General features: G+C 45.8%; 22 protein-coding genes. 2 read left to right on the top strand and 20 right to left on the bottom strand.

The features are described 5' to 3' along the window. Positions 1-105: 105 nt before the first annotated feature. From VSQ62_RS10475 to VSQ62_RS10415, 13 genes are all read right to left on the bottom strand, one after another. A complete protein-coding gene (locus tag VSQ62_RS10475) occupies positions 106-1,167 on the bottom strand; it encodes a sensor histidine kinase (protein ID WP_334634825.1) in 1,062 nt (353 codons plus the stop codon). Between the two features lie 12 nt (positions 1,168-1,179). Continuing rightward, positions 1,180-1,854 carry a response regulator transcription factor gene (locus tag VSQ62_RS10470; RefSeq protein ID WP_334634823.1) on the bottom strand — a complete coding sequence of 225 codons (675 nt, stop codon included), beginning with the start codon at positions 1,852-1,854 and terminating at the stop codon, positions 1,180-1,182. 101 nt (positions 1,855-1,955) lie between these two features. After that, positions 1,956-2,219: an HPr family phosphocarrier protein gene (locus tag VSQ62_RS10465; RefSeq protein ID WP_334634821.1), complete on the bottom strand. Its 264-nt coding sequence runs from the start codon at positions 2,217-2,219 to the stop codon at positions 1,956-1,958. A gap of 12 nt (positions 2,220-2,231) precedes the next feature. Beyond that, positions 2,232-3,491 (bottom strand): CdaR family protein, encoded by a 1,260-nt coding sequence (locus tag VSQ62_RS10460; RefSeq protein WP_334634819.1) that lies wholly within the window; start codon positions 3,489-3,491, stop codon positions 2,232-2,234. Next, complete coding sequence (gene cdaA / locus VSQ62_RS10455; RefSeq protein ID WP_334634817.1) at positions 3,469-4,353, bottom strand: diadenylate cyclase CdaA; 885 nt, start codon at positions 4,351-4,353, stop codon at positions 3,469-3,471. Before cdaA ends, VSQ62_RS10460 begins: the two co-directional genes overlap by 23 nt. A gap of 73 nt (positions 4,354-4,426) precedes the next feature. After that, a complete protein-coding gene (locus VSQ62_RS10450; RefSeq protein ID WP_334634814.1) occupies positions 4,427-5,533 on the bottom strand; it encodes a hypothetical protein in 1,107 nt (368 codons plus the stop codon). Beyond that, positions 5,534-5,929, bottom strand: coding sequence for a hypothetical protein (locus tag VSQ62_RS10445; protein WP_334634812.1), 396 nt, complete (start codon positions 5,927-5,929; stop codon positions 5,534-5,536). Between the two features lie 189 nt (positions 5,930-6,118). Further along, positions 6,119-6,286, bottom strand: a complete 168-nt coding sequence (locus VSQ62_RS10440) for a hypothetical protein (RefSeq protein WP_334634810.1) — start codon at positions 6,284-6,286, stop codon at positions 6,119-6,121. Further along, the gene (locus VSQ62_RS10435) at positions 6,274-7,143 is read right to left on the bottom strand and encodes a sigma-70 family RNA polymerase sigma factor (RefSeq protein WP_334634808.1); all 870 of its coding nucleotides are present in this window, start codon (positions 7,141-7,143) and stop codon (positions 6,274-6,276) included. Before VSQ62_RS10435 ends, VSQ62_RS10440 begins: the two co-directional genes overlap by 13 nt. Before the next feature lie 86 nt (positions 7,144-7,229). Then, positions 7,230-8,084: a hypothetical protein gene (locus VSQ62_RS10430; RefSeq protein ID WP_334634805.1), complete on the bottom strand. Its 855-nt coding sequence runs from the start codon at positions 8,082-8,084 to the stop codon at positions 7,230-7,232. A gap of 7 nt (positions 8,085-8,091) precedes the next feature. Then, complete coding sequence (locus VSQ62_RS10425) at positions 8,092-8,568, bottom strand: hypothetical protein (protein ID WP_334634803.1); 477 nt, start codon at positions 8,566-8,568, stop codon at positions 8,092-8,094. Positions 8,569-8,971: 403 nt separating this feature from the next. Next, positions 8,972-9,154 (bottom strand): hypothetical protein, encoded by a 183-nt coding sequence (locus VSQ62_RS10420; protein ID WP_334634801.1) that lies wholly within the window; start codon positions 9,152-9,154, stop codon positions 8,972-8,974. Then, positions 9,144-9,362 carry a hypothetical protein gene (locus VSQ62_RS10415; RefSeq protein ID WP_334634799.1) on the bottom strand — a complete coding sequence of 73 codons (219 nt, stop codon included), beginning with the start codon at positions 9,360-9,362 and terminating at the stop codon, positions 9,144-9,146. Before VSQ62_RS10415 ends, VSQ62_RS10420 begins: the two co-directional genes overlap by 11 nt. Positions 9,363-9,629: 267 nt before the next feature. Here VSQ62_RS10415 and VSQ62_RS10410 point away from each other — a divergent pair, with 267 nt between their 5' ends. Beyond that, the gene (locus VSQ62_RS10410; RefSeq protein WP_334633522.1) at positions 9,630-11,102 is read left to right on the top strand and encodes a DDE-type integrase/transposase/recombinase; all 1,473 of its coding nucleotides are present in this window, start codon (positions 9,630-9,632) and stop codon (positions 11,100-11,102) included. A gap of 466 nt (positions 11,103-11,568) precedes the next feature. Here the strand turns inward: VSQ62_RS10410 and VSQ62_RS10405 are convergent, their stop codons facing one another. The 7 genes from VSQ62_RS10405 to VSQ62_RS10375 form a co-directional block, all read right to left on the bottom strand. Continuing rightward, entirely contained in the window at positions 11,569-11,751 is a 183-nt protein-coding gene (locus VSQ62_RS10405) for a hypothetical protein (protein WP_334634797.1), read from the bottom strand. 6 nt (positions 11,752-11,757) lie between these two features. Beyond that, on the bottom strand, positions 11,758-12,048 hold the full coding sequence (locus VSQ62_RS10400) for a hypothetical protein (RefSeq protein ID WP_334634796.1): 291 nt from the start codon (positions 12,046-12,048) through the stop codon (positions 11,758-11,760). 222 nt (positions 12,049-12,270) lie between these two features. Next, entirely contained in the window at positions 12,271-13,299 is a 1,029-nt protein-coding gene (locus tag VSQ62_RS10395; RefSeq protein WP_334634795.1) for an AAA family ATPase, read from the bottom strand. 92 nt (positions 13,300-13,391) lie between these two features. After that, positions 13,392-13,916 carry a hypothetical protein gene (locus VSQ62_RS10390; protein ID WP_334634793.1) on the bottom strand — a complete coding sequence of 175 codons (525 nt, stop codon included), beginning with the start codon at positions 13,914-13,916 and terminating at the stop codon, positions 13,392-13,394. 4 nt (positions 13,917-13,920) lie between these two features. Next, positions 13,921-14,256 (bottom strand): hypothetical protein, encoded by a 336-nt coding sequence (locus VSQ62_RS10385; RefSeq protein ID WP_334634791.1) that lies wholly within the window; start codon positions 14,254-14,256, stop codon positions 13,921-13,923. Positions 14,257-14,340: 84 nt separating this feature from the next. Then, positions 14,341-14,658, bottom strand: coding sequence for a hypothetical protein (locus VSQ62_RS10380; RefSeq protein ID WP_334634789.1), 318 nt, complete (start codon positions 14,656-14,658; stop codon positions 14,341-14,343). A gap of 10 nt (positions 14,659-14,668) precedes the next feature. Next, positions 14,669-14,863: a helix-turn-helix transcriptional regulator gene (locus tag VSQ62_RS10375; RefSeq protein ID WP_334634787.1), complete on the bottom strand. Its 195-nt coding sequence runs from the start codon at positions 14,861-14,863 to the stop codon at positions 14,669-14,671. Positions 14,864-15,012: 149 nt separating this feature from the next. Between VSQ62_RS10375 and VSQ62_RS10370 the strand changes: the two genes are divergently transcribed. Continuing rightward, a complete protein-coding gene (locus VSQ62_RS10370) occupies positions 15,013-15,480 on the top strand; it encodes a helix-turn-helix domain-containing protein (protein ID WP_334634785.1) in 468 nt (155 codons plus the stop codon). The last annotated feature ends 184 nt before the right edge of the window (positions 15,481-15,664 follow it).

The following is a 15,664-nucleotide window of genomic DNA, read 5'->3' as shown; positions in this document are numbered from 1 at the left end:
GATTACATGCTTATTATAGAAAATGTGTCATCATCCTGCCATCGATTTAGATTGCATTTTCGGTCTGGAAACTTACATTTTTGTAAGAAAGGACGAATCCCGAAGTCACTCATGCCTCATTGATTTTCTCTCAAACGACAGGTACACCTTCGTTCCCTTTCCGGCTTCGGACTCGATCCAGATCTTATGCATGAGCTTATCCATCACCGATTTGCACAGGTACAGACCGATCCCCGTCGATTTCTTATCCGTACGGCCATTATAGCCTGTAAATCCCTTCTCGAATACCCGCGGCAGATCCTCCGGCCAGATCCCGATTCCGGTATCTTCTATGACAAGGCAGGCTTCCTCCATATAGATAGAGATTTTTCCGCTCGGCGTATATTTTAATGCATTGGACAGAATCTGTTCGATCGCGAAAACCGTCCACTTCTCATCCGTCAGAACCTTTGTCTCAATCGCCGTATATTCAAGCCGGATCTTCCTGAGGATAAACATCTGCGAATACTTGCGCACCGCCTGCCTGATGATGGAATCCAGAGAGCAGATATCAAAAGACAGATCCGATGACATCCCTTCCATCCTGAGATAGGTGAGAACCATTTCCACATACTGCTCGATCTTAAAAAGCTCCAGCTTCATCTCCTTTCCGCACTGCTGCACAGACATCTGATATCCGGTATTCATCCCGGCACCGTCCTCTCCCGTCTGCTTTGCCCCGTGAAACCTGCCCTCCTCAAATGCCTGCAGCAATACATGCATGGCAGCGATAGGGGTCTTGATCTGATGTACCCACATACTGTAGTAATCCACCATCTCTTTCCTGACGATCCGAGCCTCCGACTCAATCTCTCTCCTCGCCTCATACAGCTTCGTGACGATCCTCTGATAATCCTCCTCAACCAGCGTCGCCGCTTCCGGCATACCGTCAATATCCGACTCAAACATCCATTCTACTTCAAGCAATTCCCTGTGACGCCTTACGTACCGCACATAATCCAGACCGCCGAGTACCAGAAGCCAGACCGCAGACAGTAAAAAGGCATACTGGACTGCATCCATAGAGACGTCATACAAGTATGAAACTGCCGCAAACACTCCCGCGAACACGGCATACATCCCGACCTCCCTCTTCCGTTCTCTCAAAAAAGCAATTGCAATCTTCATTCACCGCACTCCTTACCGCTCTACCATATATCCGATCCCCTTCTTGGTACGGATCATCTGCTCCAATCCTATCTGCTCCAATTTCTTACGAAGTCTTGCAATATTGACTGTCAGTGTATTGTCGTCAATGAATTCATCACTCTCCCAGAGCCTTGTGATAATACTGTCCCTGGACACGATCCTGCCTTCATTCTCCAGAAGCATCTGAAGGATCCGGAATTCATTCTTGGTAAGGTCCAGCTTCTTATCATTATTGACCAGAGTGGCGTCATTCAGATTCAGGACGGCTCCGTGATACTCCATCACATTCATTGTTCCCTGGAAGGAATAGGATCTCCTTAAGATCGCCTGCACCTTCGCCGTCACAACATTTAAGTCAAAGGGCTTCTCGATAAATTCATCCCCTCCCATGTTCATTGCCATGACGATATTCATATTGTCGTTGGCCGAAGACAGGAATATGATCGGTACCTCCGACACCTTCCTGATCTCCTGGCACCAATGAAACCCGTTAAAAAACGGAAGCATAATATCCAGAAGAACAAGCTGCGGGTCAAATTCAGCAAATGATCCCAGTATATTCTTAAAATCCTCCACGCACCTTGTCTCATAATCCCATCTCTCAAGATGGGCTGCAAGGGCATGGGCAATCGTCGCGTCGTCTTCTACGATCATAATCTTGTACATCTTCTCCACTCCTCTTCATATCGTTTCTATACGGCAAAAACCGCTCTCTAACAGACAGGCGGATAAGGAATCCCTTATCCGCCTGTTCTTGTTCTTCATTCTTATTCGCCAAGCCCATCCACGATAGCATCTACCATTGCTTTCAATGCTTCTTCTTCATCCTCGCCTTCGCAGATCAACTCAATCTCGTCTCCCTTCTTAATGCAGGCGCCAAGAACGCTCAAAACGCTCTTCGCATTGGCGATCGTATCATCATATTCAAATGTCACCTTGCACTTGAAGCTGCTGGCCGTATTACAGAAAATACCTGCGGGTCTCAGATGCAATCCAGTCGGGTTCATAATCGTAACTCGTTGTCTAACCATAATCTCCTCCGTTTATTCTTCTTGCTCATCCTCTGACTTCTTCTCCAGTATGATATTCACACTCACATTGTTCACCAGAGAACACCCATCCGGCAGTTCAACTGCCACCGGTACCGTATAAGTTCCCGGAGCCTCATAGTTCTTCAAATCAATACTTACTTTCCTGGCAGTTGAAAATACTGCCAATGTCTCCGCAGGCCCCCTGATCTGGAGTTCGAGATCAACCGTCGTCCCATAGCTGATCTCTAGCTCCTCCGATAAATTATTCACTGTTATGGCGCCGGTTGACACTTCGAAATTCCGCACTCCCGGCTGTTCGATCTGAATCGTCACGATCACACTTTCCGCAGTCCCTTCCACAAGCGTTACGCCTTCCGGAAGATATGGCGCTATCTCAACCATCTGCTCCGTCCGCTCAGTCAGATCCTCAAGCTTCAGTTCTTCCGCCGGTATCTTAATCTCATCTAACTCCGCCAATGCAGATTCCTCTCCCGTGACACTAACCTCCCGCGGCTCCACGGAAACCGAACTGACTTTATAGCCTTTCGCCGCTGTTATCATTGAAGTATCCAGCTTCACAGGCACATTCTCAATCTGATACAGCTTCACTTCTACACTCACGCCTTCCTTCCCCAGATTATTGGCCAGAAGTGTCTGATCGATCACATTATTATTCCTGTCATACAGCGTCAGCCTTGCCTCTATATCCGCGTCCTCCGAAAGCCCTGATACATCTGCTTCCGCCACAACCCTGCTGATACTGTCAATCACAGACTTCGGACCGCGCAGCGTGACCTTCTCGGGATTCGCATTCAGCTCTCCCAGGACATAACCCTCTCTTACAGTACCTATGGTCGTTGGCGTGATCGGAAAATTATTCTTCGCCTCATCTTCAATCTTAACCTGAAGATTGCCCGGCGTAGTATAAGCCTTCTCATACCTGTATCCGGGAATAGATACGTCGATCGGGATCTGCGTGCCAAGACTCAGTTCCTTCATATCAGCGATAGCCACTATATCTTCCTGCTTGATCCTGTTCAGCACAGACCGATTCGCACGGACTGTCACGTTCACTACCTGAGTATTATCCACAATCTGATAGGTTCTGTTTGTTGTCGTCACGATCTCTTCATTGATCACAGTTACCGAAACGCCAGTATAAGAGTTCTCTGCGATCGGATCATCTATATTCACCACTACAAGCCACATAAAGACTGCGGTAAAGAAGGCCAATACCTTAAGACCCAGATTAGCTGTCAGTCTTCTTCTCATTCTTACGCCTTCCTTTCCACAATGCTGTCAGCTTATTGACTTCTACTCTCCGCTCCTGAATACTTGCCAGCTTCTCTCTCAGTTCCTTCTCGTTGATATTCCGATAGAGGAATCCTCCCTGTGCCACAGAAACCGCTCCTGTCTCTTCTGACACCACGATGATCAATGCATCGCTCACCTCACTCATGCCAAGCGCAGCGCGATGCCTGGTGCCAAGGGATTTGCTGATCCTCATATTATCGGACAACGGCAAATAACAGGTCGCCGATACGATCCTGTCACCCCGCACAATGATAGCTCCGTCATGCAGCGGAGTATTGTGCTCAAATATATTGATCAAAACCTGGCTGGAAACCAGACAATCCATCTGGATCCCTGTACTCTCATATTCGGTCAGGCGTATCGCCTGTTCGACAACGATCAATGCACCCGTTTTGACCTTGCCCATGGCGTAAGCCGCATCGATCATACTCTCTCTGGTCTCTTCACTGAAACGTGCCCTCTCCTTGTTCGCTTCAAATGGTACCATCGAAGAAAGAAACTGCTTCTCACCAAGCTTCTCCAAAGCCCTTCGAAGCTCTGGCTGGAATACCACAATCGCGATCGTCGCCATGACCGTAACGGAATTCCTGGCAATAAACAGTATGGTATGCATCTTAAATACAGCGGCTAACAGAATGAACACAGCGAGTACGATCATCCCCTTTAACAGCATCCAGGCCTTCGTATTCTTGATCCACATCATAACTTGATAAATCAACACCGCAAGAATCAAGACTTCCACTATATCCGTGATCTTAATCTCAGGAAAATACCAGTTGGGAATATACTGATCCACAATCCTGCTGATCTGCTGCTCCATTCCTTCACCTCCTTCTCAGCTTATATAAATCATTCTGCTCAATCCGGTACATCTGAATTAATACAATGATGTACTAGTTCCTCAGATCCAGATCCTTCCTAAGGCTCTGCGTCAGAAGCATCTTATCCACTTCCCGCATATCATGCTTCTTAACCGACTGCCCCTTCCTTGGCACCGGCCGCTTACCGTCCTTACGGATCCCCCGTGCGCCGGAATTCTTCCTGACAGACTCCGTATCTATGATCTCTGTCTCCTGCCTCTCGTTGATCCGCTTCACAGTCTTCTCCGGTCTTGCAACCGACAGCTTCGGGACCGCCTTCACATAATAATAGTATTCATCATCTTCAAACTGCAGATTCTCGCTTCTTGAATAATCCACAGAGAAGAAAAATATCTCCAGAATCAGTCCTGTCACAATACATGCGACACTTCCTCCGATCAGCATCCCGTAAGACGTGTGCACTCCCAATGCCATATTGCCTGCAACGATTACGATCATATTCACGATCGTCCCTATCACGATGGCAATCTCCCACGCATGATCCATGGACGCACGCCTGAATGCAAATACTACAAAAAAGCAGATAACAAACGCGGCGATGATCACCCACAATTCCTTGTTCTGAAACACCTTGCTGACATAGTCCGTCGACTGTGAAAGCATGGTCTTGACACCGGAGCCCTCCACATTGGCAGCCGCCTTCTTCACATATTCCATCATGTAGAAGACAATCGTCCCGCAGATCACTGCCACCAGACTTCCCGGCGCCGCCACAAGCCCGCAGATCATCGGAATCACATAGGGAATCTTCAGGAAAAAGGCAAGCGGGGTCAGCAGCACGATCAATGCCTTCTTCGGTGCGAGCCGCAGATAGAAAATATACATGATCAGAAAAAGAACCGCCGTCATCGCAAGTATCCCCAAAGATACGGAATACATATGGGCCAGAACCAGCGCCGTCGCCATCACTACGGTCACTGACAGCGGAAGAAAGGTACAGATGACCGCAAGTCCCAGCGATACCACCGGGGACGCTGCCGCCTTCATGAAACCTATATTCCGATTGATCACCATAAATGTAGCAGCCGCTAATATGAATTGAAGTATCTTGTCGTATACTTTTGAATTCCTGGCATATAATTCCTCTAATCGTCCACGAAGTACGTATATACTGTCCATCTATTTGTTCTCCTTTTCATACATCTTAAGCAGCCGTGTAAGGTCGTGGTTATACTTCTTCACCCTCTGCCGCGCATCCTTATGCTTCTCATTGTATATATGACTGGTAATGATCGCATATACAATGACCAGAGATATATATCCCAGAACCACCATTCCCGTCAGCATCATAATCAACGTGTTCGACATATTACTCAGCAATTCATCCAGCCAGATCAACACCAGTATACCTACAAGACAGAGATACCCAATCGTAACCCACAGAATAGAGCAGATCGTATGCAGGCTGGAATAGTCTCTGCGATAATACTCGCTGACCTTAAAATCTTCCTTTCCTTCCGTCTGTTCGTAAAAAGCAAGACGAGTCATAACCTCTACTTTTCTCTTATCTAACATAAACCACCTCGAAATGTTATAATAGGTATCCAAACATCATTTTTAGTATAACAAATATCAGTACCCTTGTCCAATCAGATTACACTTTTTTTACAATTATTTCAACATTTATACTTCATTTTTCTTAATAATATGCTTTCATTTTAGTGATTTATCTGTTTTGCACATATTTTCAGTATCATTTTAGTATCACAATCGACACTTTGCACTTTCCCGAAAAGACCGGATCTCTCTCAATCTGTAGGTGAGAGGTCGTGACTTTTCGTCCTTCCCTCTCCTGGTCCTTCTGGCAGCGTTCCGGACCGCTCCGCAGGCTGTCGGGTCGTGATACCCTTCATGATTCTTCATTGGATCCATCCTAACACCTCCCGTTCTACTTCACTTGTCCATGTTCTTTGAAATGACTCTACGCCTACATGATGGCAGCATTCTGCAGATATATACTCTTCATAGTATCTGCGGTACTTCCGGGAGATTCCCGGCTGTCTGAGCGCCCGCAGGGCTTTATACTCCATCTGCCGCACCCGTTCATACTTTAATTCCAGATCATTCCCGATACTCTTCAACGTCTGCCCGTCAATGTACCGTCTTCGGATCACCTCCGGCAGTCCCCCCGGCAGGCTGTCCACCGCTACCCACAGATCGCGCTTCATGGCAGCAGTATCCGCCTCCCTGATCGCGTCCCCTTCCAGGTCTTGATCTGATGCTATGCTATCTTCAAGCGTGAACTCCTCCCCGTCCCCGCCTAACACCTCGCTCAGGCTTCGCATCTGCCCGATCTGGACACTTTTCCTGATCTCCTGTAGTTTCTCCCGGGTAACGCCTAGAAGACGGCACAGGGCGCAATCTGACGGCCATTCACCGTAATACTTCCGGTATTCCCTGACCACTCTGTTATACTCGCGGATCTCGCCCCTGGCCTGTACCGGGATACGGACCACACTGCCGCAGTTGTCTACATACCGGCTCATACTCTGCCGGATCCAGAAAGCGGCGTAATGGATAAATGAAGAATTCTTGTCTGCATCATAATGTCTGACAGCTTCGGACAATCCTATGTACCCCTCCTGAAGCAAGTCTTCCATCTCGGCAAATCCCTGGTACCGCTTCGCCACCTTCACAATGAATCCCCGGTTCTGGTTGTAGAGCTCTAACATGTTCTTCGCTACGTCTTCACCCGCCCGGATCCGTGCGACCAACTGTTCATTATCCATGTAACCGCCTCCTATTCAAAATGCCCCAGGCAATCGGAGGAAAGAAAGCCCGGGGCACTTTATCAAATTATTGGGTAACTGCTGTATTACGCCGCCGGTGTGGTAGCCTGGTAATAGATCGCCTTCGCTTTATTCTTCAGGACGAATGCATCATACACAATGCGCCCCTCTACCAATGATCCGCTGATTCCAGGCGGGTCTTGATGGATCTTATAATTTGCTAACTTGGTAGGCGCTACCGTTGCACATGGATGCACAAGCATAAACCCGAAGCCCTCCGGCAGCCTGTTAGCCGGAATCCTCTGCACGTTCGCACCGTCCAGGTTCGCAATCACTCCTTTTAACCTCATGTTCTCGCCTATGTCAGTCTCCATTACGATATCTTTGCACTTCTTCATCAGGTAATAAGTATCCGGCGTGATTACCAGAACGCGCCCTGTCTCAGGCACTTCCGCATTATCCAAATTCTTTCCCGCCTTGATGATCTCATCATAGATATTTGTTGCGGTCAGCTCAATCGCATCCGGTTTAATACCTGCACCCGCGCACATCTTCCCGTATACATGCGTATCAACCTCCGGAATTACCACTTCACGGACTTGCCGCGCTAATGCGCTGGATGCCTCAAGGTTGCCCACCGTTTCATCTTCGTCCAGTGCGTCAATCTCAAATGTGAAAGACCTATCCCGGCTAAGGGCAAATCTTTCTGTAGTAGCGTTCAATGTTTCAATCTCACCATAGTGAGACCATCTTTTATTCTGTGGATCCGTAAAATAATTACGACCATAGTTATTCATCTTCCCGGTGCTTATCTTATAGACCTTGACACTATGCGCGCCATCAAAAGAAAAGTCTTGATTCGTTACTAAGTGCATCTTGCTTTCTGTGGTAAAGATCTCATCCACATAAGGTAAATATTTTTCAGCTAATTCAATCGCCATGTATTAATCATCCTTTCAATCCCATGGCTTTCCTGATCGCTGCGTCTTCAGCTCCGCTATTGCCGGATCCGCCGTCAGCTTTCCCTGTTGAGATTACCCTATAGCCTACACCAGTAAAGCGCGGGTTATCCTTCAGGAACTTCTCCGCTGCCTGTCTAAAGTCTGTCTTATCGTCTATCAATTGTGAAGCCTTGAAGCTGACATAATCCATATCATCAGCCTTTACGCCTTTTTCTTTCAGGAAAGCGCTATTTTTATAATTTTCCAGTTCCCGCCGTGCTTCGTCACGCTCCCGCCTGTAAGTGTCGGAAGTTTCCAGGTCTTGTTTCATGCGTGCTAAGCGGTTTCCAACAATCCGGTCAACATCTGCCTGGGTAAATAGCTTTTCTGACTGCTGCCCCTGATCGGCCTGCTGAGCTGTCCCCGCAGTCTGCTGCGTTCCTTCCTGTTGGGTTGTCGTTGTCATGTTCTGGTTACTCTCCATATCTGATTCCTTTCCCCGTTTTGCGCCCGGTCGGCTTATCTGAGAGCAAATAGAAAAAGGCGCGGGAACAACTGCAGACTAATCCGTCTGTAATCATTCCCACGCCTCGGAAGGCTTACACCGGCGACAGTAGGAGAAAACCGGTGCGGTACTCATGATCTATTTACTCTATAGCTATTATATCAGATAGAACAATAGGCAGCAACTACTTTTTCTAAGGATTCAGAAGCCCCCAAACAGAAAGGTAACGTTACCATTCAATGATTAGTAACGTTACCTTTAAATTGCCCGGCTTACTGCGTTTTAAGCTGATGAATACAAGGTTTTTACCTTAGTATTTCTTAGTATATGTACTACAATAAATCCGAGTATTTCCGAGTATCCCAGGCGCGCCCCTGCGCCCTCATTCTGCACCCTCTCCTGATTCGTCGTTTTGGAACCCTTGGTGTAGATCGGCGTAAGCGTTCCGGTGCTTCCCTTCCTTCTTCCTGGACACCTTACAGGACTTTAGCGCCGGAGAGAGAAGCCGGATCACTCCGGCAAGCTCTTCATCCTCAGTGAATGAGATCCTGATCTTAACGCTCATGAGGTTTTCTCCTGGCACGCTCTTCACGTTTACCGTAAGCATAACCAAATTGAAACATCTTCCACATCCAGAAATCCGGTGCACTCTGATGATAATATCCCTTTACCGCATCCGTGATACAGCGGATCTGATCAAAGGGAATATCACACCCACACGCACCATGAGTCAATATGTGAATATCCCCATTTAAAGTTTTCTTTTTCTTCATAAAATCTCTTCCCTTCCCTCATTTTGCTGCTCGCCTACTGTAAACATAGGGACTGCAATTTCAACGCCTTCTGCATCTGTGCCGATTGACGTATATACTGAACCTCCGCAGCACTGAGGGTAGTGTCAAATCTACCACTATATTTTTTGTTGCAAACCTTATAATTCCAAGGATTACACCACTTTTTCAAGAAAAAAAGCAATGACCTCCCTTTTTTGTGTCAATACTATTACTAACCCACAAACACTGAAAGGAAAATCATTGCTTATGGATATTATTACCTATTTACTCTCTCTCATTCAATCTCTTTACCAGCAAAACTGCTGGTTGATCAACTTTATCTGCAGATACATCCCTCTGAAACAGTGGGCCTTTGATGATTCCCATTCTCCAAAATACCAGAAGTTCAAGATTGATGAACTCCCTCTTATCACCGACTTCCGCCAGGACTGGACTTATAAAGAATTAATCCCTTACTTTGAAAAACGTTATGGTAAAAAGATCCGCCCTGTCAGCCGCCGGTCAGAATGCGATATCCCGGATGAATGCACCTGCCCCCGCTGTAATGCGCCGAAACCTTTCCTTTACAAAAATAATGGTTCCAAAGGGCAGCTTCTCTGCAAGGTCTGCAGCGCAAGGTTCTCACCCCATGAAAGCCGCTTCTCCTCTGTAAAACTACGCTGCCCGCACTGCGGCAATGCCCTGGTTCCCAAGAAAGAACGCAAACACTTTATCATCCATAAGTGCGTCAATCCCAAATGCCCTTATTATCTCTACAACCTCAAAAAAGTGGATAAAGAAGACCTCCGAGAGGATTACGGCAAAAACAAATATAAACTCCACTATATCTACCGTGAGTTCACGATGGATTTTTTCAGCATGGATCTAAATACCCTTCCTAAAAATGCCTCATCCCTGAAATTTAGCAAACATAATGCCCACGTAATGTCCCTGTGTCTGACCCTCCATGTCAACCTCGGCCTCTCTCTGCGAAAAACCTCGCAGGCCCTGAAAGACCTGTACAACATCAACATTTCCCACCAGCAGATCGCCAACTACTGCAAGACTGCCGCTGTCTGCATTAAGCCCTTTGTTGACCAATACCCTTACGAAAAAGGGGATGTATTTACTGCCGATGAAACTTATATAAAAATCCGTGGTATCAAAACCTATGTCTGGCTTATTATGAACGCTGCGTCCCGATCCATCATCGGCTATCAGGTATCGGATAACCGTGGTGTCGGTCCCTGTATCCTCGCCATGCGTATGGCTTTCCGGGGACTGACAAAGCTGCCGGAAAACTTCAAGTTCATTGCCGACGGTTACAGCGCCTACCCACTCGCCGCAATGGAATTTGTAAAAAAGTTGGGGAAAGATTTTACCTTCAAAATCACCCAGGTGATTGGGCTTACCAACGACGATGCCGTTTCTACAGAACATCGTCCGTTCAAACAGATGATTGAACGCCTCAACCGCACCTATAAGGCCTCTTACCGTCACACAAACGGCTTTGACAACATCGACGGTGCTAATTACGATCTTGCCCTCTGGGTCGCATACTATAACTTTCTCCGTCCGCATAAACACAAGAAATACAAAGTACTCAACGAAGTAGAAATGCTACAGAGTGCCGACAACATGCCGGGTAAATGGCAGCTTCTCATCTTCCTCGGTCAGCAGACTATCCTGAACATGCAGAAAAATGGAAACCCTGCATCGGAGCGGAGCTGTTGTCAATAGAACCGTGGAATACCGGAGCAGACGGTAGCGCCGTCTGTGAGGATATGCCGCGAAAGTCTATTGACATAAGGCTCACGGATTATCCTGTTTAGCAGAAAAGGGGCAACTGCGCCCTTTTCCTGCCTTCCGGCGAGGACGGGTTCGGGCAGAGCCCGAAAATGGGTCAAGGGACTGGTCCCTTGTGGGTTCTTAGGGCAACGCCCTAAGCCCTCGGAGATCTTTTCGGAATCAATATCTGCAGTTTTCAAGGTTCATTTGAGCCTATTTTTTTCAGCTCGTTTTTTCATAGATTACTTGACACTACCGCACTGAGCTAGTAAACGGAATGTTTCGTCTAAATCCTTAATAAATTTCATAAAAATCCTTCCCTTCTGCCGGAACTTCATGCTACTATGTAAGTGGTTTTTGGCATGGCTCCGGCTGTGTGCTGCCCTGTAGGTATTGCCGTACCTATGGGGCTTTTCTTTTAGTTATCAGTTTCAACATATCCATCAATGCGCAAGAAGTGATATCCTTCCTTCATGTACGGTGTCGGTGTTTGGAATCCGACACACTCAGTTAATGCTTCCAGATTGTCCGCGACCCGCTCCAGAGCGTCAGCGATCCGGTTCATATCATCGACTAATACCTGTCCTTGTCCTGCTATCATGATCTTCTATGCCTCCCTTAATAATTGTGCGCAACGCTTTACTTCTTCGACATTCACGTACAGGTGACGACTCGGCAGAAAGAGGATCTTCGGTGTAAGTGCAATCTCTTCCAACTCCTTCGCACTCATATCTGCGAAAACCTCAGTTACACTATCCAGATCGTTATTCATGCCCACACAAGCATGACACGCCGTCACGATCGCCGCATCTGTCGCGGGACCAACTACACTTGTCTCGAAACACTGGTGCTTTGAAACTCCATTCTCTCTGTAATCAACTATAAATAATCTTTTCAATTCCATTCTCCTTTCTTTGCTATGGGTACGGTATCATCAACTCTATAGATACACCTTTTTAATCTGGTCTAACGACACAAACAGCGTATTTATAGTCTTTTCTCCGTTGGTTCAAACTGACCTAACGAGTAAACGCACGACGGTTCACGTTGGTTCATTTTGACCTAACGATAAAAATATTATATTTACGGGCTTTTCTCTCGTTGGTTCAGCTTAAGAAGTTCATCTATAGGGCGGTTGATCTAACGACAAATCAAGCGTCTCTTGTCTGACTTCTGGCTCTTCTTCAATATGTCCTGGTAATACCCATATTGCCCGAAAGGGGAAAACATCCTCTTTTTCAGAAATAATACCAAGCTCGGCCCTAGCCCTTTTCAATGAACTTTCAGAAATCTTGTTTGCTACTGCCAGATTCTTCAACTCTTGCGCAAATCTTCGCCCGTCCGCCATATTATCAATTAAAAATTGTTTCGCCCCTTCTATTGCTGGTGCGTCTCTTGCTCTTTTCTTATTTCTGATAGCTGTGTAATCGTCCATAGTGAGAGAATTCTCACCAAGATAAACGATACCGCCCCGATCTGGGTCTATTTCAAATAAAATCGTCTTTCCTTTCTTTGCAAGACTTGATTTTTCATGTGACATAAATTTCACATCATCTTCACCCGGAACATTCCCCAATGCCAGGTAACTACGGCATGATCCCATAATATCAGTTGAACCCAAAACACGAGTGATTGCATCGCCTTTTCCATTTTTATTAAAGTGACAGATAATGACCACAGCTACATTATATTTCTCGGCAAGCTCTACAAGATGTCCCATTTTTTCACTTGTCTTATTCGGTGCATTCATATCAATATCGCTACCTATGTACGCTTGGAAAGGATCAAAGATCATCAAATCCGGCTTATAATTCCTCATATATTCCTCTATCTCCGGATCATCAAATAGTAACTGAGTCTTTTTATTTGGTACTGTCGCGATATTATCCATGTTGGCACCGCATACCCGCATGCGTTTTTTTATGGTATCCCCTATGCCGTCCTCTGCCGTCAAATAGATCACCTTTCCCGGCTCTGAGCTGAACGGTGCCAAATTGAAGAAACTTCTTCCTGTAGATACACATGCGCTCATATAGCAAAGTAAATAAGTTTTTCCGGTTCCGGGATATGCTGCACATAATGTCACTTTGCCGCGCGGAATGTAAGGATAAAATAGCCAAGTTACTTCTTCTTCTTCGATATCAGACAAGCATACAAGGGACAGTTTTTCACGCTGCCTTATTGGTCTTGTCTTCCCGTTATCCAGGACCCATCCTGCAGGCGCATTGTTTAATTCTTCCTCTATTCTTGCAAGTTCTCGGTCAATAGCAATCTCTTTTTCTCTAACAAAAGCTGTTTCTTTTTGTTTAGTAGTTCTATTCGGCGTTGTTCTGTTTCTTGCTGTCTCGCTCGTGGCTTCTCACTCCTTTCCCTTTCTGATTGTTTTCTGTACCATTTTGCAACACTTATCATCTCCTTTTCATGTTCATACTCATATTCAGCTACAGCGCACGTATAATATTCCCTGGCTCTGCTGCAGCCTAATATCTCTAATCTGGTGAGCGCATCCTCAGCAAAGCCCGGCCAGGTTAATTCATAGCCGTAGATCTTCATGAAGGTTGACTTATACAGATTCATACCTGTCTTAAATGAATCTAAAAAACTCTTCCTACTCATCTGATCGGGTGGACTCTGCGCCTCCTGGACTGACTGCCCGCCTCTTTTGAATAATCCTCGAAGCTCCCCGCTTAACTCTGCCTCTTCTATTTCCCGGCAGATCTGCTGCAGCGCGTTCTCTGGTGCCGGATCCGGCCATCTCTGCGCCATAGGTTCACACCTCCACCCCGTAGCACCGCTCCTGGAAAAATACCCGGCTGACCTTGCCTTGGACGGTTATGTAGCCTTTTTCCTTCAATTCCTGATTAAGCCCTCTAATCACAGCATAAGCTTTACCTTCTGATACTCCCAGTATTTCCGCTACCTCCTTCGCTCCTATGAATTGCCTTTCCAATTTCTTCCTCCTTTCCTTCTGGTACCTCTCGGCCTCGCCGATCAGCTCCATGATCTCCCGGTGACGTCTCTGGAAGTCCTCGCTTCCCACTCCCAGGCGTTCCTCTTCCTGTGCTACCAACTCATCCATCATTGCCTTAAATTCCTCCTGTGACATGTAAAAGCCTCCTTCCATTTCAAAACCGCCACCACACGATTTATTTACATCAAATTTCTAATTTACCCCTTTAGCCTAATATTTCTACACTAAAGGCTTTTCGATTGAATTTAGACTGTTTTCACGCTTATTAGTACTGCTGTGTAAAATATTTCTAGCGTGATTAGATAATCTTTCTCTTTCTTCGTCAGATAATTCCTTGCTTGGATTGATCCGAATCCATTTCACAGGAATATGGGCGCATATACTGCCGTCCTGGTTCTCTGCTACTATCTCGCATTCTTCCGGGTGACTTTTCGCAAGCTGCTTGACTCTGTTCTTATAGCGTCCCTGGGAGAATGTAACCGTTGCACGTGCTTCGTCTTTGATAAATTCAATTACATTTTCGATACATACGTACATACGTTTCACCTCACTTTTCCAATAATCGATCTATTGGTACATTCAACGCCTTGGCAATCTTATTGCCAATTTCATCAGTACAGGACTTACCAGAACGGATATTACCTATAGTTACCCTCGATACTCCCGATAACTCCGCAAGGTGTTTTTGCGTGAGATCTTGCTTTGCTAACTCTGTTATGAGCTTTATTCTGTCAATTCTCATATATCTAACCTCCTCTTCATTAAAACTTGTAATAAGCTTTTGCTTATTGTAGTATATTAGCATAAGCTTATTTATTTTGCAAGTATTTTAATAAACATTTGCTTTTATTTTTTCCTTTCATATGATAGACTTATTATCGAGGTGATTATATGTCTATTGGCGAACAAATCAAGAAGTACAGAAACGAAGTAGGATTGTCACAAAAAGAACTTGGAGAAAAATTAGGTGTATCACAAGCCATGATAGCTCAATATGAAAATGAAAAACGTATACCCAAACGCGAAACGCTTCGTAAAATAGCATATGCTTTGAAAATTTCAGATATATTACTGTTGGAAAATAGTGATAATAACTTTGATTTATCGAGCTTAGATTTTAACGACCAATTATCAATAATGTTACGCAATATCATTGATAACCCTAATGCTGAAAGTATTATTCGTAATATAGCTAATGGCGAGGAATATCTTGTTAAAGCGCCCAATGACAAACATCTTACATTAAAAAAATATTTATTATTGCAATTTGAAAAATTGAATGATAACGGAAAAAACAAATTAACCGATTATGCAGAAGACTTGACCAAGATACCAGAATACCAGAAAAAAGACGAATAGTATTCGCCCCAAAAGGCGAAAACCCCCACGGGGGAATATTCCCCTCAGCCCGATCGGCAGCGTGGGCCTGTCCAGAATGGTTATACCCAGGCATCTCCATCTCAGAGATACCCCGCCCTAATCGAGGGCACCCACTCCCATTTGGGCGTGGGTACTGGACGCCATTTTGCTCTCAGTCATTTGC

This window comes from Sporofaciens sp. JLR.KK001 (assembly GCF_036941055.1).
Classification (GTDB): domain Bacteria; phylum Bacillota; class Clostridia; order Lachnospirales; family Lachnospiraceae; genus Sporofaciens.
This window is presented reverse-complemented; position numbering and strand designations above follow the sequence as displayed.